Here is a 20,895-nt window from a genome sequence, read left to right as displayed (position 1 = left end):
AGGGCGGACGACCGGAAGTGTAGGTGCACAGCCGCGAATGATCATTCGCCGGAACAGTGAAGAATCTTTGCGAAATCGGTAAGAAACAGCGCGAACTCAATACACGTCATATTGCGACGCGGCACTATTGCCGCTGCGAACAGCCTGTCTCAGCCGCCCCGCTCAGCCAGCTTCGCGCAATGCAACGATGGATCAACGCGATTATTCCTATTCCGACAAAGATCATTCAACGGAAACGAGAATGATCTTCGGAGAACGCGTCCTTACACTCCGTTCACAAGCTGCTCAACACGAAACCGGCAGCATGATCAGAAATCCGAATCGGAGGTTGTCACCATGAAGACGTTCATTTCCGCAGTTGCTGTCGCCGCTGCTCTCGCCGTTCCCGCCCTGTCGTTCGCGCAACAATCGGATGCACCGCTCACCCGCGCTCAGGTGCGCGCCGAGCTGGTTCAACTGGAAAAGGCCGGCTACAACCCGAACATCAGCGATCCGTCGTATCCGTCGAACATTCAGGCTGCGGAAACCCGCGTGAGTGCGCAAACCCTTGCCCAAGCACCGACGCAGTCGAGCGATTACGGCTCCGTCGCCACGGGCTCGTCGCAGTCGGGCCGCACGGCCGGCGCTCAGCCGCGCACGCTCGGCACCTACTTCGGCCAGTAAGCCGACAGCAGCACCCGCCGATACACTTCGGCGGCAAAGTAAAAAGGCGACATTCGCGCGATGTCGCCTTTTGCGTTTGCATGCGAAATGCTTTATGCGCGATGGCATTTTGCATTTCGCATGTTTGATGCAAAACGAGTGATCGTGGGTTCTTAGATCCTCAAGGCAGCGCCACCGCCTAGGATCGCATGCCGCCGCTTCGAGGTAGCGCCGCGCTGCGTTCCACGCACAGAGACATTCGACCGCGTGGTAGCAGCGCGCTTGCAATGTCGGTCATCTGGCTATTCCAGCTACGGCCCTTCATCGAAGAAAGAAGAAAGAAGAAAGAACAAAGAGGAAAGAAGAAGGACCGTGACGCGCCCGATGCCGCTAGTTCGCCGGTATCGTCACCACGGGCGACTTCGCTGTGTCCGTGACTTCCGCGAGCGCCATCAGGTTCTGCACGACCGTGAACGCGTATTTCGAATCGAAATCGCCGCGATCGATCCAGTAGTTCGCCCTGTCGTAGAGCACGCTCACGTAGGCGTCCTGCGGCACCTTCTCGCCCACCTTCACGATGATGGTCGGCCGCGTCTCCCCGCCGATCAACCCGATGCTCGGCTTCGTCGCGCCGCTGCCCACCTGCTCGTCCGGCACGGCGATCTGCGCGCCGAGATCGGTGAGGATGCCGAGCACCGAGCGCGTGACCATCGGGATGCGGTCCTGATCCGCCGATTGCCCATAGACAATCTCGTACGTCTTCATCTTCGGCGAGAGATGCAGGAGCTTTCTCACGAGCGTGAGATCGTCCACGACAGCCTTGTTCGACCCGCTACGCGTCGCGCCGAGCGTGATGAAGACGCCGCCTTTGTCGGCGTTGTTGATCTTGCTGCTTTTGTCGTTCTTGCCAGCCTTGTCATCGGTGTTGCGCGATTCGATGTTCAGTTCGCCCGCGAGTTGCAGCCTGCGCAGCGCTCGCAGCAGCAGGAAAAACTCGGGCGACCCCGACGAATTCGGCCCGCCCAGCGCCGTCCCGTTCTGCAAGCCGCTGATCGACTGCGCGGTGATGCGCAGCAGCAAGTCGATCGGGATGCCGCTTTCGGCGAGCGGCATCACAAGCGTCGGCGAAAGCGGACGGATATAGGCGCTCGCATAGGCGTCGCCGGTGGTCGGCGTGAACGTGAAGGTCGGGTGATTCGAATAGGAGACGCTGCCGGTCGCCAGCGCGTAGTTTGGCTGCGCGCCCGAGCCCGCATTGAGCGTGACGCCGCCGCTGGTATCGAACGTATAGGCCGCGATGATGCTGCTCACGGTGAGAAACGACGGAGCGTCCGCGAAGCGCAATCCGACAATCGCGGCAAGAATTTCACGCTTCTTCGCATCGCCGAGGGCGCGGGCGTAATCCACCTGATCCGCTTTCAGGCGGCTCGGGCCGATGCCCGCGCAACCCGCTGCGAGAAAGGAGACGGAGAGGATGGCGATCGATAGGGCTTTCCTTGTCATGGCTCTGAGTGAAGGTGATAAGGAGGATCGACGGCGCGCGGCCGCGGAGCACCCGGGCCGCGGTCGCAAATTTCATACCTTAAAGTGCGATTCGATCGATGAAGGCGCGAGCGATCCCCTCCGGCGCGTTGCACGCCGGATTGTCGCGGACGTCACGGCCCGACGTGCCCGTCAGGCCGCATGCGAGTTCAGGTCACGAAGCGCCGTGCTGCGCTTTCGACTGCGCGCGTTTCTCCTGCGCAGGCGCTTGAGCGATATGCCGGCTCGCTTCCTTGTGCTGAGCGACGAGCGCGTCGAGCCGGTCCTGAGCGAAGCGCGGACCGTCTTCGCGAGCGAAAGCCGGTGCGGCGAGCGTCGCCGCAGTGAGGACGATGACCGTGGCGAAAGGCGTTCTTTTCATGATTCACCCCGCGATTGAGCGCGGCCGGCCCCCAATGCCGGCCGCCCGGCTAGGATCGCACATCGGCGTGAAAGCTGCGCGGCGCGCGCTTGCGTCCATGGCGGACGCAAGCCCGGCAGCACCCTCGCCTTTCCGCCAAAATCCAGCGTGCCCCGGCATGAGCGGCACTTTGCACGTTCGCGTCCTTGCGCACCGTCTTCCGATTTCCTATTCCTTACTTCGAGGCGCCCTGTTGTCATACCGGTGCCGGACAGTCAGGAAGACCACGGAGACCCGCGCTCATGAACCTCGCCATCTTCTTCGACGGCACGTGGAACGAGCCCAACGACCGCACCAACGCCTATCTCCTCTACAAGCTCGCGCCCGAGACCGACCAGCAGGAAACCTTGTATGTGCCCGGCGTCGGCACGCAGGACAAGGGGCTCTTCTCCCTCGCCAACAAATTTCTGGGCGGCGCATTCGGCGACGGCCTGAGCGCGAACATCAAGAGCGGCTATGCGTGGCTGTGTCAGCGCTACAAGCCGGATGCGAGGATCTACATCTTCGGCTTCAGCCGCGGCGCGTATTCCGCGCGCAGCCTCGCCGGACTGATCCGCAAATGCGGGCTCGCGAACGACTGGAGCCCGGAGTCGATCGATCAGGCTTACGGCATCTATCGCGACAAGGACGTGGGGCCTTCGGATCAATCGGTCGTCGATTTTCGCAAGCAGTTCGCGCGCGAAGTGGATGTCGCGTTCATCGGCGTATGGGATACGGTCGGGGAACTGGGCATTCCGCTCGACGGCCTGCCGGTGCCAGGCTTTTCGAGCTACTACAAGTTTCACGACACGACGCTCTCCAACAGCACCAAGGCCGCTTATCACGCCATCGCGGCGAACGAATTCCGCTCGCTCTACAAGCCGACCTTGTGGACGCCCGGCACCGAGTCGCGCCCCGCCGATCAGCCGCTCGAGCAGCGCTGGTTCGCGGGCGCGCATGCGAATGTCGGGGGCGGCTATGTGACGCCGCCGCGCACGCCCGAAGACCTGCTGCCCCTCATTCCCGCGGAATGGCTGCGTCAGAAGGCGGCGCAGAACGGTCTCCTGATCGACCAGCCCATCCCGATTCCGCCGCAGGCGTTTCAATCGCAGCCGATCGATTCATACACCGAGTTCACCGCGCATCACCCTTTCCTGCAGGCGGTGTGCAAGAAGGAGCCGCGCGTGGCGGGCACCGCGCTCAACGAGACGATCGACCGGAGCCTGCTCGAGCGCCTCGGGAGCGCAGGATTCCTCGACATGTATCCGGCGCTCGTCGCCCAGTTGAAGGCGCTGCCGGTCGGGACATAGATCAGCCATCGGCGTCGTCTGGCGATGCGTGCGCGAGTACGCGCATGCGTCGCTGAAAAGTCGATGCCCGGGATTCGTTTACCAAATGTGGGCGATGCAAACGAATCGCGTCTCATAGCGCATCGCCTTGAACAGAGCGCGCGCGGATAGTTGCATGCGAAACCATCTGCCCGACGCGCACGACTCGGCATCGAAGTCCGCCCGCAGCCCATGCTTCGCCCGGACCTCAGGGAGACCGGCATGAGCACCACGACGACCACGGATTCCGCCGGGCATGGCGCCCCGGGCCATGAGGAGCCGCCTTCGAGCGCCAGCGACAACGACGAAGGCGACTTCAGCGACGGCCAGCCCGGCCCGCGCGCGGCAGCGGACATCGGCAAGTGCGAGGCGCTCATCTCGCACGCGGCTGAAACCGGAACGATCCTCGAAAAAACCGACGTCGACGCGGTGCGCGGCGCGCGTGCCGCCTTCGATCAGGGCATTTGGAGCCGCGCGACCGGCAGCGCGTTCTATGGCGCGATGAGCCGTATCGCGGCGTCGGTGCAGTATCCGGGCCGGCGTATCGTCGATGATCTCGATCACTGCCGCGACCTGGTTTCGTACGGCGCGCAAAACGGCAAGCCGCTCGACGAGCACGATATCGAAGCGATGTCGAAGGCTCGCGCCGCGCAGCAGGACCACACGTGGAATCCGGAGATCGAGAGCGCGTTCTACGCGGCGATGAGCCGCATCGCGCACGCGGTGACGCCGGTCGTCGCGGAGACGGCCGGCGACGAGGCCCGGCGCGGCGCACGGCGCGCGATCCGCATCTACACGCATTTGGCCATCGCGCTGACGCTGCTCGTCGTCTCGCTGTCGTGCCTGCTCTTCGTCGGAAATCAGGTGTCGACCGATATCGCGATGGTCGTCAAGGCGAACGATGCCGCCGGGCTCAGGCTGCACAATCAGTTGCAGGCGCACGCCGTTGCAATCGCCGAGGCCGAAAGAAACAAGGACGCGGCCGCCGTCATCGCGCTGCAAAACTCGCAGCCCGCGCTGCAGATCAAGGAAGAGCTGCAAAGCTTCGCGACCAACAACCGGCAACTCTTCGCGGATGTGTCGCGCATCAGCGCGTTCACGACGAGCCTCGGCCTCGGCGCGATCCGCAGTCCCTACACGGCCCCCTGCGACGCCGAAGAGAACGTGCTCACCTTCCAGGGCGCGTATCGCACTTCGCATTCGCCGAAATTCTATCGAGGCACGCTGGGGAGTGGCGGTGGCGGCTGGCAATGCAATCCGGATGTCGCGCGCAGGGTGCTCGAAATCACGCTGCCGCTGCTCGCCAAACCCAACGCCGAGCCGGGCGAAAAACACGCGCCGACCGATCTCGACGCGGTCGCACAAGGCTTCCAGAAAATCGCGGTGTATCAGGACATCCGCGCGATGGCGCTCTATGCGAACGACATCATCCTTTCGGTCGTCGGCGCGGTGACGGGCTTTCTGCTGCCCGTGCTCTACGCGTGGCTCGGCGCGTGCGCGGCGATCCTGCGCCAGCTTTCCGCCGATTCGTCGGCCAACACGTTCCATCCCGAGCATTCGAAGGTCGCGAACCGCGCGCATGTGACGAGCGCGATCATCGTCGGAATTTCGATCGGGCTCTTCAGCAAGCTGCTCGAAGGCGGCAAGGACGTATCGCCGCTCGCGATCGCGTTCGTCGCGGGCTATGCGTCGGACAAGTTCTTCTTTTTCGTCGACAGGCTCGTCGGCGCGATGTTTCCGCAGCGCATCGATCCGCCCGCGGCCCCCCCGCGCCCCACACGCAACGATGGCGGCACGCCCCGCGTAGCCGCCGCCGCTCCGTCCGCCGCACAACCCGCCGCGAAGAGCCCGCTGCCGCCGGGCGCCTGAAGTGCGACCGCTCAGAACAGATGCGGCGGCGTGCGCTCGGTCATGTCGCGCGGCAGGGTTTCGTCGAGTTCGAACTCGACGCTCGGATAGTCCTGCAGCCGCCCGCTCACTTCGGCTTCGCGCTCGCTCGTGAAGAGGCCGTCGAGATAGTCGAACGAGAGCTTCCCGACGAGCGCCTTCAGCGCCAGTTCGGCGCTGCGCTTCGGCTCCGTCGTGATGTCGCCCGAATCCATGCAGGCGCAGAACTGCCCGTTCTTCGAATCCATCCCGCCGATGTCGATCACCTTGCCGTCGACATTCTGCGCAAGCACGCGCTGCTCCACCGCGAAAAGTCTGAACGGACGTTCGAGGCGCGCGGGCTGCTCGGGAGGGCTTTCCTTGCTTCCACGATTGGCCATGGTGCGGTTCTCCGGTGAGTGCATCTGTCGAAAAGCTGTAACACGCAATGCAGCAAGGGCCGCGCCCGCCGTCTGTGCGGCGCAGCATGACTGTGCCTTTCCCGCGCGGGGCGTGCCGTCCTACAGTGAAGCATCGCCCACGCAATGACAGGAGCAGTCACCGTGAATGCAAAAGCGGATGGAACCATGCGCGGCAAGGTCGCGGTCATCACCGGCGCGAGCCGCGGACTGGGCCGCAACGCAGCATTGAAGCTCGGCGCAATGGGCGCCGGGGTGATCGGCACGTACAACCGCAACGCGGAGGCCGCGCGGACGCTCGTCGACGAGATCGCGAAAGCGGGCGGCAAGGCGGCCGTGCTCGAACTCGACATCGCCCGGTGCGACACCTTCGGCGCCTTCGCCGATGCCCTTTGCAAGACGCTCGAAAACACTTTCGAGCGCGAAAACTTCGACTTTCTCGTGAACAACGCGGGCATCGGCATTCATGCGCCGTTTATCGACACGACGCCCGAGCAGTTCGACGAGCTCGTCAATGTCCAGCTGAAGGGGCCGTTCTTTCTGACGCAGACGCTGCTGCCCTATCTCCACGAGGAAGGCGCCATCGTCAACGTGTCGAGCGGACTCACGCGCTTCGCGCTGCCGGGCTTCGCGGCGTATGCCGTGATGAAAGGCGGAATCGAGGTGCTCACGCGCTATCTCGCGAAGGAGCTCGGGCCGCATGGGATAACCGTCAACACGATCGCGCCGGGGGCGATCGAGACGGACTTCGGCGGCGGCGTCGTGCGCGACGATCACGATACGAATCAGTTCATCGCAGACAACACGGCGCTCGGACGCGCGGGCGTGCCGGACGACATCGGCGGCGCAATCGCGGCGATGCTCTCGGAGGGAAACCGCTGGATGACTGCGCAGCGCGTCGAGGTGTCGGGCGGGATGTTCATCTGACGCGTCGCCCGGTTCAGGCACAGGCGCAGGCGCAAAAAAAACCGGACGCCGAGGCGTCCGGTTTCGTGCTGCTGGCGTAATGCCGCGAAGCGTCGCTTAGAAGCGGTGGATGATACCCACGCCTGCCGCGAACATGCTGCGCGATGCCGACGGCGCGCTCTGGAAGCCATCGCCGATGGTTGCATTGGCCGCCGTCTGACGGTTTTGCGTCGTGCCCGACGGAACAGCCAGCGTGTTGCCGTTGGCGCGCTGGAACGCTTCGAGTGCGTACAGGCCCGTGCGCTTCGAGAGCGAGTAGTACTGCGAGAGGTTGAACTGGTGGTACGAAGCTGCATCGTTGATGCCGTTCGCCTTGCTGGCCCACGTGTAGCTGTAGCCCGCCGCGAAGTCCCATGCCGACGTCGCCTTCCAGTGCAGCACCGAGCCGACCGTGTTGAACACGGCTTCGTCGGTGAACAGCGAGTTCACGCCCGGAATGTACTGAACGTTCGTGTACGTGACCGAGATGTCCCACGCGCTGTTGAACTGGTAGCCGCCTGCAACCGCGAAGCGCTGCTGAGCCTGCGCGCGCTGGTAGCCAGCCGTCACCGCCGACACGCCCGGCTGACCCGAACCGTCGGTCGCCGACGTGCTGTTGATCGTCGTCGAGCTGCCGCTGTAGATGCCGCCGCCGTTGGCCGCGTTGTTGATGCGCGAGAACGCCACCGCACCGCCGATCGGGCCTTGCTGATACTGAACCGCAGCCGTCCAGGTCGAGCCTTGATACACGCTGTCGGGCACGCCTGCGAACGAGTACGAGCCGCTCACCGTGAAGCCGTACAGCTTCGGCGACGTGTACACGACCGAGTTGTTCGCGCGGTAGATCGTGTCCAGGCCGTCCAGATCGCCCGGGTGCGCGCCGAAGTAGCCGGTCAGCCAGTTCGTCGGGCTATACGGCGACAGCAGCGTGTAGTACGAGGTGTACTGGCGGCCCAGGGTCATCGTACCGTAAGCCGGGTTCGTGAGACCGACCCATGCCTGACGGCCGAACATTGCGTTGGTGAACTGCTGGCTGCCGCTGTTGAGGTCGAAGCCCGATTCCAACTGGAAGATGGCCTTGTTGCCGCCGCCCAGGTCTTCAGCGCCCTTCAGGCCGAAACGGCTGCCCGCCCAGATGCCGGAAGCCATCTTGATGTTGTGGCGGCCCGGATTCGTCTTCGCCAGGTTCGTCTGGCTGCTTTGATAGACGAGCGAATCGTCGACGATACCGTACAGCGTCACGCTGCTCTGCGCGAACGCCGGCGCCGCGGCTGCGAACGCCGTGGCTGCGACGACTGCGGCCTTGGTCATCGTGAAACCCTTCATTTTTTCTCCTCAAGCGGTGGGCGGATTACTTCTTTGCGAGTCCTGGAACCGGTGCCGCAATGGCGACGACGATATGTTTCAACTCGTAACTTTTATCGCTGGCAAGTGTATGGCTTACAGACAGAATGCGAAAGAAAGCTGCGAGTCGGTGTCGTTTTTTTTCACTGTCTGGTTAACCAGTATTTGCTGCCGCGCAGATATTCGGCAATCGGGCATGAAACTGACATTTCGCCGACAGAAAGATGGCGCGAACGCAGCACTGAGAGGGCCCTACCATGGCGTGCCGGACACGGTTTACGGGCAGTTTGTGCGCAATGATTTACGCGCTGGGCCGCCGCGCGAGGCCGCTGCGCGTGCTGCGCTGCAAGGCGCCGGTCGTTTATCGGGGTGAGATGGGAGCCCGGGCCGGGCGAATCGGAATTAGATTGCCCGATGACACGCCCAAGCTTTTCGGGCGAATGAAAGCGCCTGCGCATGCAAGGCTTTCGTAATACAGCCAACAGTGCGCAGGCGCAAATATGACTCAAGGGGGCTCGCCGCAAGCGTGCGCCGCCCCACAAACGCGTCAGTGCTCGATCTTCGCCCGCACCTCGCGTGCGGTCTCGATCAGACCTTCGTAGCCCGAGCGGGCATGCGCGGGCAAGTCCGGGTCGCCGACGAGCGTGCCGAGCGTCTCGATGATGCTGTAGAGGATGCCCTTCGCCGCGCCCGCCGCCATCTTGCCCGCGGCATAGGACTCGTCGACATGCGAAATGGCCGCATCGAAATGTTCGACTTCGGGATGCGCTTCTCCGATACCCGATGCGTCGTCGCGCGGCTCGGTCGGGTCGCTGTTCATGATGATGGTCCTCCGTAGGTGGTCTCTGCTTCCTGTATAGCGCCACGGCGCCGCGCGTGCAATCGGGTGCGTGCGGGGTCCCGACGGGCATATCGCCGCACACGTCACGATGCGGGCAACTCCTGCACCGGCTGGATGAAATGCACGCGCCGCGTGTCGCATGCGCCTTTGCCCGTGGCGTGCGGCACGCCGCGCTCCATCAGGAGCGCGCGCAACTCGTTGATGACCGGAAAGACCTCGTGATTGTGGTCCGCGCCCTGCCGGTCATGCGCCTCCTGCTCGCGCTCGACGATCCATCGGTCCTCCGTGAAGATGCGCTCGGTAAACCACACGAGCAGCGGCCAGGCGGCATCGAGCACGAGCGGAATCTTCGGGCGGCGGATCGACAACAGGCCGAAGGTGCGGTTCGTGCGCTGCTCGGCATCGAGCGGCACGTAGGCGATCCACAGGTCCATCACCATCGTGTCGTCCTTAGTGCGGATCTTGAGCGTCTGATACGGGTAATCGGTGCGGATCGTCATCACGTCCTTGTGGCCGTCATCCGGTTTCGTGCCGCGCTTCTGGCCGAAAACGAGCGCCTCGCCGATCGGCTGCTTGCCCGCCTCGCGCGCGAACGTGTAGTCGACCTCGATCCAGTCTTCGCCGCGCCGTCTGCCGAGCGAGCGCGCGCGCATGTTGCCCATTTGCCGCCGATGCAGAAACTGATGGTTCATGTCCATCAGGTTCTCGTGCATGAAGGTGTAATGGCACTTCACTTCGCCGCCGAAGCGGCGCGTCTTGTAGGCGCGATCGGTGACCGAGTCGAGTTCGGGAAACTTCGTCTTCTGCGCGCGCGCCGCGTCGCCGGTGAACACGAAGACGAGCCCGCCCGACTCGCGGCACGGATAGGCGCGCACGCCGTTGGGCAGGCGCTCGCGGCCGAGATAGGGAATGTCGGTGCAACGGCCGGTGCAGTCGTAGGTCCAGCCGTGATAGCAGCAGCGGATCGATTCCCCATCGACGACGCCCGCCGACAGCGGCACCTGCCGATGCGCGCAGCGGTCCTCCAGCGCGAAGACCTTGCCCGATGCAGTGCGCACGAGGACGATCGGATCGCCCGCGAAGCGCACGCCGTGCGCCTTGCCGCGTTTGACTTCGCGGGACCACGCGAGCGGATACCAGTGATCGGGGTGGATGTCCACGCGGCGCAGATCGCGCGGCGGCTTGGTCGATATATCGGTGGAACCGGCTTCCCGCCCGCCTTCGGGCAACGCTGCGTGCATGTACGACGCCTCCGTGAAAGGAGATCGGATGGAGCACCGCGTCCACCTGCGGCGCAATGAACGACCATTCGCAGTCTACACGGCGTCGATCATTTCGGTGGCCGCTGAATTGCCGGGACGCCGTTCCCGCGCAAGCGTCATGCTTGCGGCCCGAGATGCGCGTGCAGATGATCGATCAACGCGCGCACCTTCGGTGGCAGAAAACGGTTCGGCGGAAACAGCAGCCACACCGGCCCCTGATACGCGCGCGCCTGCATTTCCCAGTCGGCGAGGACAGCTTGCACGCTGCCCGACGCGAGCGCCTCGTGGGCGGCGAAGTCCGGCAGCGTGGCGATGCCGAGCCCGCCTTCGGCCGCTTCGAGCCGCGCGCCCGCGTGATTGGCGACATAGCGCCCGCGCACCGCGACCGTCACCGTCTCGCCGCGCCGGGTGAAGCGCCAGCGGTGGTCGACGGCGGTCTCGCCCAGATGGATGCAATCGTGACGCGCGAGCTCGCGCGGATGCGCAGGCGCGCCGCGCTCACGCAAGTATTCGGCCGATGCGCACAGCAGCCAGCGCACGCGCCCGAGCGGCCGCGCCGCGAGACCCTGAGGCGGATGACTCGTCGCGCGGATGACGAGATCGACATCGCTTTCGAGCGGATCGATATCGTGATCGGTGAAGACGAGTTGCAGATCGATATCCGGATACGCGGCGAGAAACGCCGGCACGAGCGGATGAATGACCGATTTCGCGTAAGCGGTCGGCGCCGACAGTGTGACACGCCCCTGCGGCCTGCCCGATGACTGTCCGGCCGCATCGACCGCGCCCGACGCGGCTGCCGCCATATCGCGGCAATGCCGGTAAACCTCCTGCCCCGATTCGGTCACGCGGACCTTGCGCGTCGAGCGTTCGAGCAGACGCGTGGCGAGCGCCTCTTCGAGACGCTTGATCCGCCGGCTGACGGTCGATGGCGTGCTGCCCAATTGCCGCGCCGCGACCGAGAAGTTGCCCGCATCGACGACGCGCGCGAACACGGCCATGTCCGGCATCAGTTCGAAAAGATCGGCAGGATTCATTTGTGCATTCGCGACAACAAGGCTGTGCATCCGAACCTGATTATCGCGCTACACGCATCATTCGACAATGACGGTTCCCTCGCACCGGAGCTGCCGCATGACAACCGATTCGTCCGTCCAACGCCTGCTTCCTGTTTCCGATTTGCTGCTTTTCCTCGTCGCGATGGTCTGGGGCAGCAGCTACGGCATCGTCAAGACCGCGCTCGCGTTTTATCCCGTGCTGGCGCTCCTCGCGCTGCGCTTCGGCATCACGTTCTGCCTGCTGGCGGTGAATCTGCGGCATCTGCGGCACGCGAGCGCATCGACGCTGCGCGGCGTGCTCGTCCTCGGAATTCTGCTGCTCGCAATCTTTCTCGCCGAAACCTTCGGCGTGCTGCACACGCGCGCCGCGAACGCCGCGTTTCTCATCAGCCTGTGCGTCGTGTTGACGCCGCTCGTCGAATGGGCGCTGCTCAAACGCCGGCCCGGCGCGGCGGAGTGGCTCGCGGTCGGCGTGTCGTTCGCGGGCGCGTGGCTGCTCGCGGGCGACGGCGCACTCTCCTTCGACTTCAATCTCGGCGATGGACTCATCCTCGCGGCCGCCGTACTGCGCGCGGTGTCGGTCTGCGTGACCAAACGCGTGCTGCGCGCGGCGCCCCTGCCCGCGCTCACCGTGACGGCGGTGCAGGCGGGCGTCGTGGCATCGGGGAGCGTGGCGATCGCCCTGCTCTTCGCGCCGTCGCAATGGCAGCCGCTGCCCGCGCTCGCCGGCCACGGGATGTTCTGGGGCTCGGTGCTCTATCTCGTGGGCGCGTGCACACTCTTCGCGTTCTTCGCGCAGAACTACGCGATCGGCCGCAGCAGTCCTACGCGCGTCTCGCTCCTGATGGGCAGCGAGCCCGCGTTCGGCGCACTCTTCGCGAGCGCGTGGCTCGGCGAGCATGTATCCACGGCGGGCTGGATCGGCGGCGGGATGATCGTCGCGGCCTCGCTGATGGCGACCGTGCCGTGGCGCGGCATCGCCGCCGCGCGTCCGGGCGAAGCCTGACCGTGGCCGACGCTACGTGGTCTTCCGGAACACGAGACTGAAGTTGTTGGCCGGCATCGCGACGGTCTCAAGGAGCGTCAGGCCGGCTTTCTCTCCGAGCGCCTCGACTGCTTCCATGTCGCGCACGCCCCAGCGCGGATCGGTCGCGCGGAGTTGCTGATCGAAGGCTTCGTTGCTCGGCGCGGTATGCGCGCCGTTGCGCCGATACGGCCCATACAGGTACAGTACGCCCCCCGCGTGGAGGCGCGCGCCCGCGCCGCGAAACAGGGCTTCGGCGGCTTCCCAGGGCGCGATGTGGATCATGTTGATGCACACGATGGCTGCGGCGTTCGCGATGCCCCAGTCGTCGTTCAGCACGTCGAGCGCGAGCGGTCCGTTCAGGTTCGCGAGCCCCGCTTGAGCGCGCCATGCGGCGATGGAATCGCGCGCGTTCGCATCCGGATCGCTCGGCTGCCACACGATGCCCGGCAGCGCGGCCGCGCAGTGCACGGCGTGCTGTCCGGTGCCGCTCGCGATCTCCAGCACGACGCCGCTTTGCGGCAGCACGCGCGCGAGGATAGACAGGATCGCGTCGCGATTGCGTTCGGCGGCGGGTGCGCGGCGACGCACGGCGGCGTGGCGATCTGGCGTGTCGTCGTCGGAGCGGGACGAGGCTGAATTCATGTGCGATGGCGCGTGCGCGCGTGTGTGAATGGCGAAAGTCGCGTCGAGCCTAATGGGACGCGCGATGAAGCGTCAAGCACGATGTGCTCCACGCATGCGAAGGCTCACCGGCATGGCGCGATTCGTGCTGCCCGTGCTGCCTGCACTTGCTGCCGCGTCGTGCTCTTGCCGTGCTCTCGCACCATGCGGAATGCGCGACCTGCAAGCAAACCTGTGTATGCTCCCGGTTGATCCCGCGTCCGCATTTGCATTTTGCATGCACGCGTATTGCATTCCGAATGCCTGATCGAATGCATTCCGGATGCGTGCAAACCACCCGCGCGACACGATACCGGGCGCGACGCCGAATGCATCCCGACAACTCAGGACCGCGCACGCGGCGCGATCGAAATGGAGTGAATCATGCAGCACGACCCGAACCCGAACCCGCCGCCGACGCAATCGAACGACGGCCCCGACGACGACATGATCGCGTTCGCGAGCGAAGTGTTCGATGTCGCGCGCCGCGGCGACGCCGTGATGCTCGATGCGCTGCTCGTCAAAGGCCTGCCGCCCAATCTGCGCAACGACAAGGGCGACAGCCTCGTGATGCTCGCGAGCTACCACGGCCACGCCGACGCCGTGCGTGTGCTGCTCGGACACAAGGCCGATCCGAACCTGCGCAACGACAACGGCCAGACGCCGATCGCGGGCGCCGCGTTCAAGGGCTTCGCCGACGTGATCGAAACGTTGCTCGATCATGGCGCGGATGTCGAGGGCGCATCGCCCGACGGCCGCACCGCGCTCATGATCGCGGCGATGTTCAACCGCGTGGAGATCGTCGAATTGCTGATCGCGCGCGGCGCCAATCCTGAAGCGCGCGATGCCGGCGGCTTCCGCGCGCGCGACGCAGCCGAGAAGATGGGCGCCCCGGACACCGCCGCGCGGCTCGCGCAAGCGGCGAACGCGCGTACGCGCCCGCCCGGCGTGTGAGGTTATCCGGCCAGGACATCGCGGACGCGTTCGCATCGCTCGATGATGTTCTTTGCATGCATGATGCAATCCGCTGAACGAACGACGCGTCGTGAGCGTCGAAGCGATCTGACCAGCACCAATCCAACAACGAACAGACAAGCAGGTGACCCGGAACCATGGAGCTTTTGCGATGACAGGCGGTTTCTCGCATCGGGGTGATGCGCCGTCGATCGGCCCTCACGCGCTCGGGGGAGCGTGTCGGGCAGATGGCGCCTTCAGTGCCGCCGCGCGCCTGATTCTGCATGCGGCCGCGCTCGTCGTCGCCGTGACGCGCGCCTTGCGCGCGCTGCGCCTCACCGCGAGCCTCTCGATCGCCGCCGCGTTCGCGCTCTCCGCGTGCGGACTGATACCGCAGCAGACGCCTGCGCCGATCGTCGAGCATTCCTACATCCCGGCGCCCGATGAAACCGGCTCTGGCGAGCCCGAAGAGCCTCTGCCCGCCGTGCAGGCGCCGGAGCCCGCGTCCGCCGTGAAGCCCGCGCCCGCGCCAAAGCCCAAGCGCCGAGTCGTCAGGCCGAAGCCGCCCGAGCCGGTCATCGCTGCGCCGGCGGAGCCGCCGGAGCCGCCGCCTCCGCCGCAAATCATCTCGACGCGCATCATGCAGCACGAGCAGTTGCACGGCCTGCTCGATGCCGAGGTGCAGCGCCCTGAAGGCAAGGTCGTGGGCCGCGCGGTGGACATGTATGTCGATGCGGCCGCGAAGCCGAAGCTTCTGATGGTGAATCTCGCGGGCTTCATGGGCGTGGGCGACCGCAAGGTCAACTTCCCGTGGACAGCCTTCCGCTTCACGCCGAACTCGAAGACCGCGCCGATCACCTTCCTGCCGCCGCCGCCCGCGGCGAAGGGCAAGCCGGCGGATCCGGTGCCCAAGCCACAGCCCGTCAACGAGGCGCCGGCGAATCTCGTGCCGCTCGTCGATTCGACGGTGACGCAGAAGAACGGCGCCCGTATCGGCCGTGTGGTCGACGTGCTCGTCGACTCGCAGGCTCAGCCGCAGGCGCTCGTGCTCGATCTGTCCAGCTCGCTCGCGGGCGACAAGCGGCACGTCGCGGCCAACTGGGGCGACCTGCATGTGCTCTCGCGCAACAAGCAGTGGCAGTTGCAGATCGATTTCAACGACGCGCAGCTGAAGGCCGCGCCGACCTACGCGCCCGAGCAGCCGATCAAGATCGTGTCGCCGGTCGTGCCCGCGCCGGCATCGACGGCGAGCGCGGCTTCGGCTCCGGCTTCGTCGGGAGCGGCGGGCGCGACGGCATCCGGCGCCGTATCGACGCAAGCGCCGGCTTCGGGTGCGCGCCTCGCCAGATAACGGATAACGACATCGATAACCGATTCACAACATGGTAATTGCACGCAGTCTGCGCGCACTCGACTGGCTGAACTTCTTCGTCGCCAACGTGCAGACCGGCTTCGGCCCTTTCATCGCTTCGTACCTCTCGGCCAACAAGTGGACGCAGGGCGAGATCGGCCTGATGCTTTCCGTCGGCACGATCAGCGCGATGGCGAGCCAGCTGCCGGCAGGCGCGCTCGTCGATGCGATGCGCAACAAGAAATTCGCCGCGCTCTCCGCGATCATCGCGATCATCGTGAGCGCGCTCTTGCTCGCCGCGAGTCCGACGTTCATCCCGGTTTTCGCGGCCGAAGTGCTGCACGGCTTCGCGAGCTGCATGCTCGTCCCCGCGATGGCCGCGATCTCGCTCGCCCTCGTCTCGCGCGCCGATCTCGGCGACCGGCTCGGCCGCAATGCGCGCTGGGCGTCGATAGGCAGCGCGTTGACCGCGGCATTGATGGGCGCGTTCGGCGAGTATCTGTCGCTGCGCTCGGTGTTCTTCCTGACGGCTGCGCTCGCCTTGCCGGCGATCGTCGCGCTGCGCATGATCCACTACGATGCGCCGCCCGCCGTGCCGCGCGCGCCACCCGGCAAGCCCAAGCTCACACCCGAGGGCGAAGAGCGCGAATCGCTGCGCGAGTTGCTGAAGGACAGGCGGCTTCTGATTTTCGCGGCGTGCGTGGTGCTCTTTCACTTGTCGAACGCGGCGATGCTCAATCTCGCCGCCGGCGAAGTGACCGCGCACATGGGCGACAACGTTCAACTCGTGATCGCGGCGTGCATCATCGTGCCGCAGTTCATCGTCGCGGCGATGTCGCCGTGGGTCGGGCGGCAAGCGCAGAAGTGGGGGCGCAGGCCGGTGCTGATCCTCGGCTTCTGTGCGCTGCCCATACGGGCGATTCTTTTCGCGGGCGTGAGCAGCCCGTATCTGCTGGTGCCGGTGCAGATGCTCGACGGCATCAGTGCTGCCGTGTTCGGCGTCATGCTGCCGCTCATTGCCGCCGATGTCGCCGGCGGGCGTGGGCATTACAACCTGACGATCGGGTTTTTCGGGCTTGCGGCGGGCGTCGGCGCGACGCTTTCCACGGCTGCGGCGGGATTTGCCGCCGATCGCTTAGGCACCGCGATGAGCTTCTTTGGTCTCGCTGGCGCGGGCGCGCTCGCGGTGCTGATGGTCTGGCTCGCGATGCCGGAGACGCGTGGGACGCAGGTGGCAAAGGAGGAAACGGCCAAGCCGCCGGTGGGGGTTTAGGGCGCTGTTCGCTTGTCGGGGCTTTTGTCCGGATCCTGTTGGACGTGCGTGTCATCGAGTGCACCGGGAGCCTTGCCGCGGTACTCGCAATGGATAGGACATTGAGGCATGGCCCCGTTCGTTTTGCAGCGCGGCTATCGGTTTTGCGGTTTTGAGGGTCCAGCAACCCAAGTGGATTGCAGACGAAATGGCATCGAGATACCAGGCACAGGCTTTCAAACCTGTTTCCAGCGCGACCACGCGACGGACTGCACAGAACACGGCTCAACCGCTCAATCATGCGACCGCAACGACGTCAAAATTTTCACCGTGCGGCGGTGTCGGCAAGTCGTCCCTTGCGGCGTCGAGTTCGCTTGTTTCGTGTATAGGCGCAGCTTTCGCGATTACATCTTCGGAGGCAAAGAAAAGCCCGCTACGTGAGCGGGCCGAACCTGCGTAAAGCCTCACTATTTCATGTTTCGCGCGGTCTTCGCTTGCGCTTTGCCACCGCCTCAGCCCGTTACGCGCTATTCGCCAACCTCTCCGCCAGCCGGTTGTGCCGTTCCACGACCGCGCCGAGGTCCAGCGTCGTCAATCTGCCGTCCTTCACCACGATCTTCCCGTCGATCACGCTCGTCGATACCTGCGACGGCGCGCAGAACACCAGCGCCGCGACCGGATCGTGCAGCGCGCCCGCGAATGCGGGCTGTGACAGGTCGAACGAGACGAAATCCGCCGCCATGCCGGGTGCAAGCGCGCCGATGTCATCGCGGTTGAGCACTTTCGCGCCACCGAGCGTCGCGATTTCGAGCGCTTCGCGCGCGGTCATCGCGTCCGGGCCGAAGCCGACGCGCTGCAACAGCAACGCCTGTCGCACTTCCGCGACCATCTGCGCGCCGTCGTTCGATGCCGAGCCATCCACGCCGATGCCCACCGGCACGCCCGCATCGCGCATCGCGCGGATCGGCGCGATGCCCGACGCGAGCCGCATGTTCGAGCACGGACAGTGCGCAACGCCCGTGCCGGTGCGCGCGAACAAATCGATGCCCGGCTTGTCGAGCTGCACGCAGTGCGCGTGCCACACGTCATGACCGACCCAGCCGAGGTCTTCCGCGTACTCGGCCGGTGTCATGCCGAATTTCTCGCGGCTGTACGCGACATCGTTCGTGTTCTCGGCCAGGTGCGTGTGCAGCGACACGCCGTATTCACGCGCGAGCGCCGCCGCATCGCGCATCAATTCGCGGCTCACTGAAAACGGCGAGCACGGCGCGACGACCACGCGCAACATCGCGTAGCGGCCTTCGTCGTGATAGGTCTCGATGAGGCGCTGCGAGTCCTTCAGGATCGCGTCTTCCTTCTCGACGACCGAATCGGGCGGCAAACCGCCGTCCTTCTGCCCGACGCTCATGCTGCCACGCGCCGCGTGGAATCGCATGCCGATCTCGCGTGCCGCCGCGATGCTGTCATCGAGCCGGCTGCCGTTCGGGTAGATATACAGATGGTCGCTCGACGTCGTGCAGCCGGACAGCAGCAGTTCGGCCATCGCGGTCTTGGTCGAGACGTTGATCATCTCGGGCGTCAGATGCGCCCAGATCTTGTAGAGATTCGTGAGCCAGCCGAACAGCTCGGCGTTCTGCGCGGCGGGAATCGCGCGCGTCAGGCTCTGATACATGTGATGGTGCGTGTTGACGAGGCCCGGAATGACGAGATGGCCGCGCATGTCGAGCACGTCATCGGCGGTGGACGGGAGTTCGTGCGTCGGTCCGGCCGCGACAATGCGATTGCCTTCGATATAAAGGCCGCCATCGGCGATTTCGCGGCGGCTCTCGTCCATCGTGACGAGCATGTGGGCGTTCTTGACCAAAAGAGTGCGTTGCATCGGCTTTTTCTCCAGAGACGATCGGGGAACCAGAAAAGCCCCGGTTACCCAGCGTCTGCCGCCGTCTTCGGGACGCCGCAAATATGCATCGAGTTTGCGCGCATCGCCACTGTCCGCGGCCAAAAAATCGGACGCAATCAGACTGCCGCCATAGTCGTCTTCAGGCCCGCAATATATTCGCGAATTTTGGCGCCGGTAGCATCGCTCCAGGCATCGTACGAAAGCGCCTGGGCGCCCTTTCCGCCAAGGCTTACGCGCCGCTGTCATGCGTTGGGCATTATCTTTCCTATCGCGGGCGCACAGCGCGTCTCAAATTCCTACAATGCTGTACACGGCGCGCATCTGAAACGCCGACGGGTATGTAGCCACTGACGTGGAGCCTCGATCCGCCGCAGACGCACCGGAACCGACCGGTGCCGAATTTCGGATCGATGCGCAAAGCCGGATCTCGCACAACTCAAGGAAACTGCGAATGGGCAAGCTCACTACCCACGTCCTCGACACCGCGCACGGCCGCCCGGGCGCCAACATCAAAGTCGAGCTGTTCGCGCTCAACGGCGACGCCCGCCGCGCGATCAAGACCATCCACACCAACGACGACGGCCGCGCCGACGCGCCCCTGCTAGAAGGCGCCGAGCTCGAAACCGGTGAATACGAACTCGTGTTCCACGCGGGCGACTACTTCGCCGCGTTCGGCGTGAAAGTGCCAGAGCCGCGCTTCGTCGATCGCGTGGTGCTGCGCTTCGGCATCGCGGATGCTTCGGCGCATTATCACGTGCCGCTGCTCGTCTCGCCGTGGGCGTACAGCACCTATCGTGGAAGCTGAGCGGCACCCAATAAAAGAGACATTCAAGCACATCGCGCCCGTCCCCATCTCATGACGATGTGCGCATAACGAATCGGTAGTGGAGGAGTACATGGAAGGCTTTGTCACCGACTGGCTCAATCTCGTATTGCGCTGTCTGCATGTCATCGTCGCGATCGCGTGGATCGGCGAATCGTTCTACTTCGTCGCGCTCGACAACAGTTTGAAACCGCCCACGGACCCGAACGCGCGCCGACGCGGCGTGTTCGGCGATTTCTGGCACGTCCACGGCGGCGGCTTCTATCACATGCAGAAGTATTCCGTCGCGCCGCAGGACATGCCGGAGAACCTGCACTGGTCGTTCTGGCCGTCGTACACCACGTGGATGTCGGGCTTCGGCCTCTTCTTCGTGCTGTATCTGATGGCCCCGAGCACCTACCTCATCGACAAGAGCGTGCTCGACATGGGTCCGGTCGTCGCGGTGTCCGCCGCGCTCGGCTTCCTGATGGCCGGCTGGATCGTGTATGACTCGCTGTGCCGCCTGCTCGGCACCAACGACAAGCTCCTCGGCATCTGCGTCGGCATCTATGTGCTGGTGGCGGCGTTCATCGCGTGCCACGTGTTCGCGGGCCGCGCCGCGTATCTGATCACCGGCGCGATGATCGCGACGATCATGTCGGCCAACGTGTTCTTCGTCATCATTCCGGGCCAGCGCAAGATGGTCGCGGCGATGCTGAAGGGCGAGACGCCGAACGCGATCTACGGCAAGCGCGGCAAGCAGCGCTCGGTGCACAACACCTACTTCACGCTGCCGGTGGTGTTCGCGATGCTGTCGAACCACTACGCGATGACCTACACGCACAAATACAACTGGGTGATCCTCGTGCTCATCATGCTGGCGGGCGCGCTCATTCGCCAGTTCTTCGTGATGCGCCATCGCGGCCAGGTGCTGTGGTACATGCCGGTCGCGGGTCTCGTGCTGGTGCTCGGCGCGTTCGCATGGACGATGCCCGCACCGTCGGTGCCGGTCGCGCAAGCCGCGGGCGCCCCGACGATCAAGGTGTCCGACATTCAGCCGATCATCCAGCAGCGTTGCGCGACGTGCCACTCCGCGCATCCGACGATGATGGGCAGCGCGCCCGCCGGCGTGTTGCTCGATACGCCCACCGAGATCAAGCAGAACGCGCAGCGCGTGCATCAGCAGGCGGTGACGTTGAAAGCGATGCCGCTCGGCAATGTCACGCAAATGACGGATGCGGAGCGCCAGAAAGTGGCCGCGTGGTTTGCGGGCGGCGCGGTGGAATGAGTTTGCGGCTTTGAGTCGTGAGATGCCCCGCTTCG

General features: G+C 64.9%; 20 protein-coding genes. 11 read left to right on the top strand and 9 right to left on the bottom strand.

Going from position 1 to position 20,895, the window contains the following annotated elements; all coding sequences use genetic code 11:
• Nucleotides 1-336: 336 nt before the first annotated feature.
• Nucleotides 337-663 carry a DUF4148 domain-containing protein gene (locus AC1Z32_RS20225; protein WP_483480265.1) on the top strand — a complete coding sequence of 109 codons (327 nt, stop codon included), beginning with the start codon at nt 337-339 and terminating at the stop codon, nt 661-663.
• A gap of 369 nt (nt 664-1,032) precedes the next feature.
• Here the strand turns inward: AC1Z32_RS20225 and AC1Z32_RS20220 are convergent, their stop codons facing one another.
• Together AC1Z32_RS20220 and AC1Z32_RS20215 are read right to left on the bottom strand one after the other, a co-directional pair.
• A complete protein-coding gene (locus AC1Z32_RS20220; protein ID WP_483480264.1) occupies nt 1,033-2,145 on the bottom strand; it encodes a hypothetical protein in 1,113 nt (370 codons plus the stop codon).
• A gap of 193 nt (nt 2,146-2,338) precedes the next feature.
• Entirely contained in the window at nt 2,339-2,545 is a 207-nt protein-coding gene (locus AC1Z32_RS20215) for a hypothetical protein (protein WP_483480263.1), read from the bottom strand.
• 281 nt (nt 2,546-2,826) lie between these two features.
• Between AC1Z32_RS20215 and AC1Z32_RS20210 the strand changes: the two genes are divergently transcribed.
• Together AC1Z32_RS20210 and AC1Z32_RS20205 are read left to right on the top strand one after the other, a co-directional pair.
• Nucleotides 2,827-3,873 carry a DUF2235 domain-containing protein gene (locus tag AC1Z32_RS20210; protein ID WP_483480262.1) on the top strand — a complete coding sequence of 349 codons (1,047 nt, stop codon included), beginning with the start codon at nt 2,827-2,829 and terminating at the stop codon, nt 3,871-3,873.
• 240 nt (nt 3,874-4,113) lie between these two features.
• Nucleotides 4,114-5,760: a hypothetical protein gene (locus AC1Z32_RS20205; protein WP_483480261.1), complete on the top strand. Its 1,647-nt coding sequence runs from the start codon at nt 4,114-4,116 to the stop codon at nt 5,758-5,760.
• An 11-nt stretch (nt 5,761-5,771) separates the two neighbouring features.
• On the opposite strand, the gene AC1Z32_RS20200 is transcribed toward AC1Z32_RS20205, so the two are convergent.
• The gene (locus tag AC1Z32_RS20200; RefSeq protein ID WP_483480260.1) at nt 5,772-6,158 is read right to left on the bottom strand and encodes a hypothetical protein; all 387 of its coding nucleotides are present in this window, start codon (nt 6,156-6,158) and stop codon (nt 5,772-5,774) included.
• Between the two features lie 186 nt (nt 6,159-6,344).
• Between AC1Z32_RS20200 and AC1Z32_RS20195 the strand changes: the two genes are divergently transcribed.
• On the top strand, nt 6,345-7,103 hold the full coding sequence (locus AC1Z32_RS20195; protein WP_483481696.1) for an SDR family NAD(P)-dependent oxidoreductase: 759 nt from the start codon (nt 6,345-6,347) through the stop codon (nt 7,101-7,103).
• 96 nt (nt 7,104-7,199) lie between these two features.
• Here AC1Z32_RS20195 and AC1Z32_RS20190 read toward each other — a convergent pair whose 3' ends face one another.
• Nucleotides 7,200-8,447 carry a porin gene (locus AC1Z32_RS20190; protein ID WP_483480259.1) on the bottom strand — a complete coding sequence of 416 codons (1,248 nt, stop codon included), beginning with the start codon at nt 8,445-8,447 and terminating at the stop codon, nt 7,200-7,202.
• Between AC1Z32_RS20190 and AC1Z32_RS20185 the strand changes: the two genes are divergently transcribed.
• Nucleotides 8,425-8,838, top strand: coding sequence for a hypothetical protein (locus tag AC1Z32_RS20185; RefSeq protein ID WP_483480258.1), 414 nt, complete (start codon nt 8,425-8,427; stop codon nt 8,836-8,838). The genes AC1Z32_RS20190 and AC1Z32_RS20185 overlap by 23 nt on opposite strands.
• A gap of 174 nt (nt 8,839-9,012) precedes the next feature.
• On the opposite strand, the gene AC1Z32_RS20180 is transcribed toward AC1Z32_RS20185, so the two are convergent.
• The 3 genes from AC1Z32_RS20180 to AC1Z32_RS20170 all read right to left on the bottom strand — a co-directional run bounded on the left by AC1Z32_RS20180 (nt 9,013) and on the right by AC1Z32_RS20170 (nt 11,605).
• Nucleotides 9,013-9,285: a hypothetical protein gene (locus AC1Z32_RS20180; RefSeq protein ID WP_483480257.1), complete on the bottom strand. Its 273-nt coding sequence runs from the start codon at nt 9,283-9,285 to the stop codon at nt 9,013-9,015.
• Nucleotides 9,286-9,389: 104 nt separating this feature from the next.
• On the bottom strand, nt 9,390-10,547 hold the full coding sequence (locus AC1Z32_RS20175) for a Rieske 2Fe-2S domain-containing protein (protein WP_483480256.1): 1,158 nt from the start codon (nt 10,545-10,547) through the stop codon (nt 9,390-9,392).
• 137 nt (nt 10,548-10,684) lie between these two features.
• On the bottom strand, nt 10,685-11,605 hold the full coding sequence (locus AC1Z32_RS20170; RefSeq protein WP_483480255.1) for a LysR family transcriptional regulator: 921 nt from the start codon (nt 11,603-11,605) through the stop codon (nt 10,685-10,687).
• Between the two features lie 97 nt (nt 11,606-11,702).
• Between AC1Z32_RS20170 and AC1Z32_RS20165 the strand changes: the two genes are divergently transcribed.
• Complete coding sequence (locus tag AC1Z32_RS20165; protein WP_483480254.1) at nt 11,703-12,632, top strand: DMT family transporter; 930 nt, start codon at nt 11,703-11,705, stop codon at nt 12,630-12,632.
• Nucleotides 12,633-12,644: 12 nt separating this feature from the next.
• Here the strand turns inward: AC1Z32_RS20165 and AC1Z32_RS20160 are convergent, their stop codons facing one another.
• Entirely contained in the window at nt 12,645-13,295 is a 651-nt protein-coding gene (locus AC1Z32_RS20160; protein ID WP_483480253.1) for a DUF938 domain-containing protein, read from the bottom strand.
• Between the two features lie 402 nt (nt 13,296-13,697).
• Between AC1Z32_RS20160 and AC1Z32_RS20155 the strand changes: the two genes are divergently transcribed.
• The 3 genes from AC1Z32_RS20155 (at nt 13,698) to AC1Z32_RS20145 (ending at nt 16,891) form a co-directional block, all read left to right on the top strand.
• Nucleotides 13,698-14,267, top strand: a complete 570-nt coding sequence (locus AC1Z32_RS20155) for an ankyrin repeat domain-containing protein (RefSeq protein ID WP_483480252.1) — start codon at nt 13,698-13,700, stop codon at nt 14,265-14,267.
• Nucleotides 14,268-14,439: 172 nt separating this feature from the next.
• Nucleotides 14,440-15,618, top strand: a complete 1,179-nt coding sequence (locus tag AC1Z32_RS20150; protein WP_483480251.1) for a hypothetical protein — start codon at nt 14,440-14,442, stop codon at nt 15,616-15,618.
• A 31-nt stretch (nt 15,619-15,649) separates the two neighbouring features.
• On the top strand, nt 15,650-16,891 hold the full coding sequence (locus tag AC1Z32_RS20145) for an MFS transporter (protein ID WP_483480250.1): 1,242 nt from the start codon (nt 15,650-15,652) through the stop codon (nt 16,889-16,891).
• A gap of 499 nt (nt 16,892-17,390) precedes the next feature.
• Here AC1Z32_RS20145 and AC1Z32_RS20140 read toward each other — a convergent pair whose 3' ends face one another.
• Nucleotides 17,391-18,749 carry an 8-oxoguanine deaminase gene (locus tag AC1Z32_RS20140; protein ID WP_483480249.1) on the bottom strand — a complete coding sequence of 453 codons (1,359 nt, stop codon included), beginning with the start codon at nt 18,747-18,749 and terminating at the stop codon, nt 17,391-17,393.
• Between the two features lie 472 nt (nt 18,750-19,221).
• Here AC1Z32_RS20140 and uraH point away from each other — a divergent pair, with 472 nt between their 5' ends.
• On the top strand, nt 19,222-19,575 hold the full coding sequence (gene uraH, locus AC1Z32_RS20135) for a hydroxyisourate hydrolase (protein ID WP_483480248.1): 354 nt from the start codon (nt 19,222-19,224) through the stop codon (nt 19,573-19,575).
• A 91-nt stretch (nt 19,576-19,666) separates the two neighbouring features.
• Nucleotides 19,667-20,860 carry a urate hydroxylase PuuD gene (locus tag AC1Z32_RS20130; protein ID WP_483480247.1) on the top strand — a complete coding sequence of 398 codons (1,194 nt, stop codon included), beginning with the start codon at nt 19,667-19,669 and terminating at the stop codon, nt 20,858-20,860.
• Nucleotides 20,861-20,895 lie beyond the last annotated feature (35 nt).

This window comes from Caballeronia sp. 11_S32, from assembly GCF_056930355.1.
The sequence above is the reverse complement of the archived record's forward strand: the minus strand, read 5'-3'. Positions and strand labels throughout refer to the sequence as shown.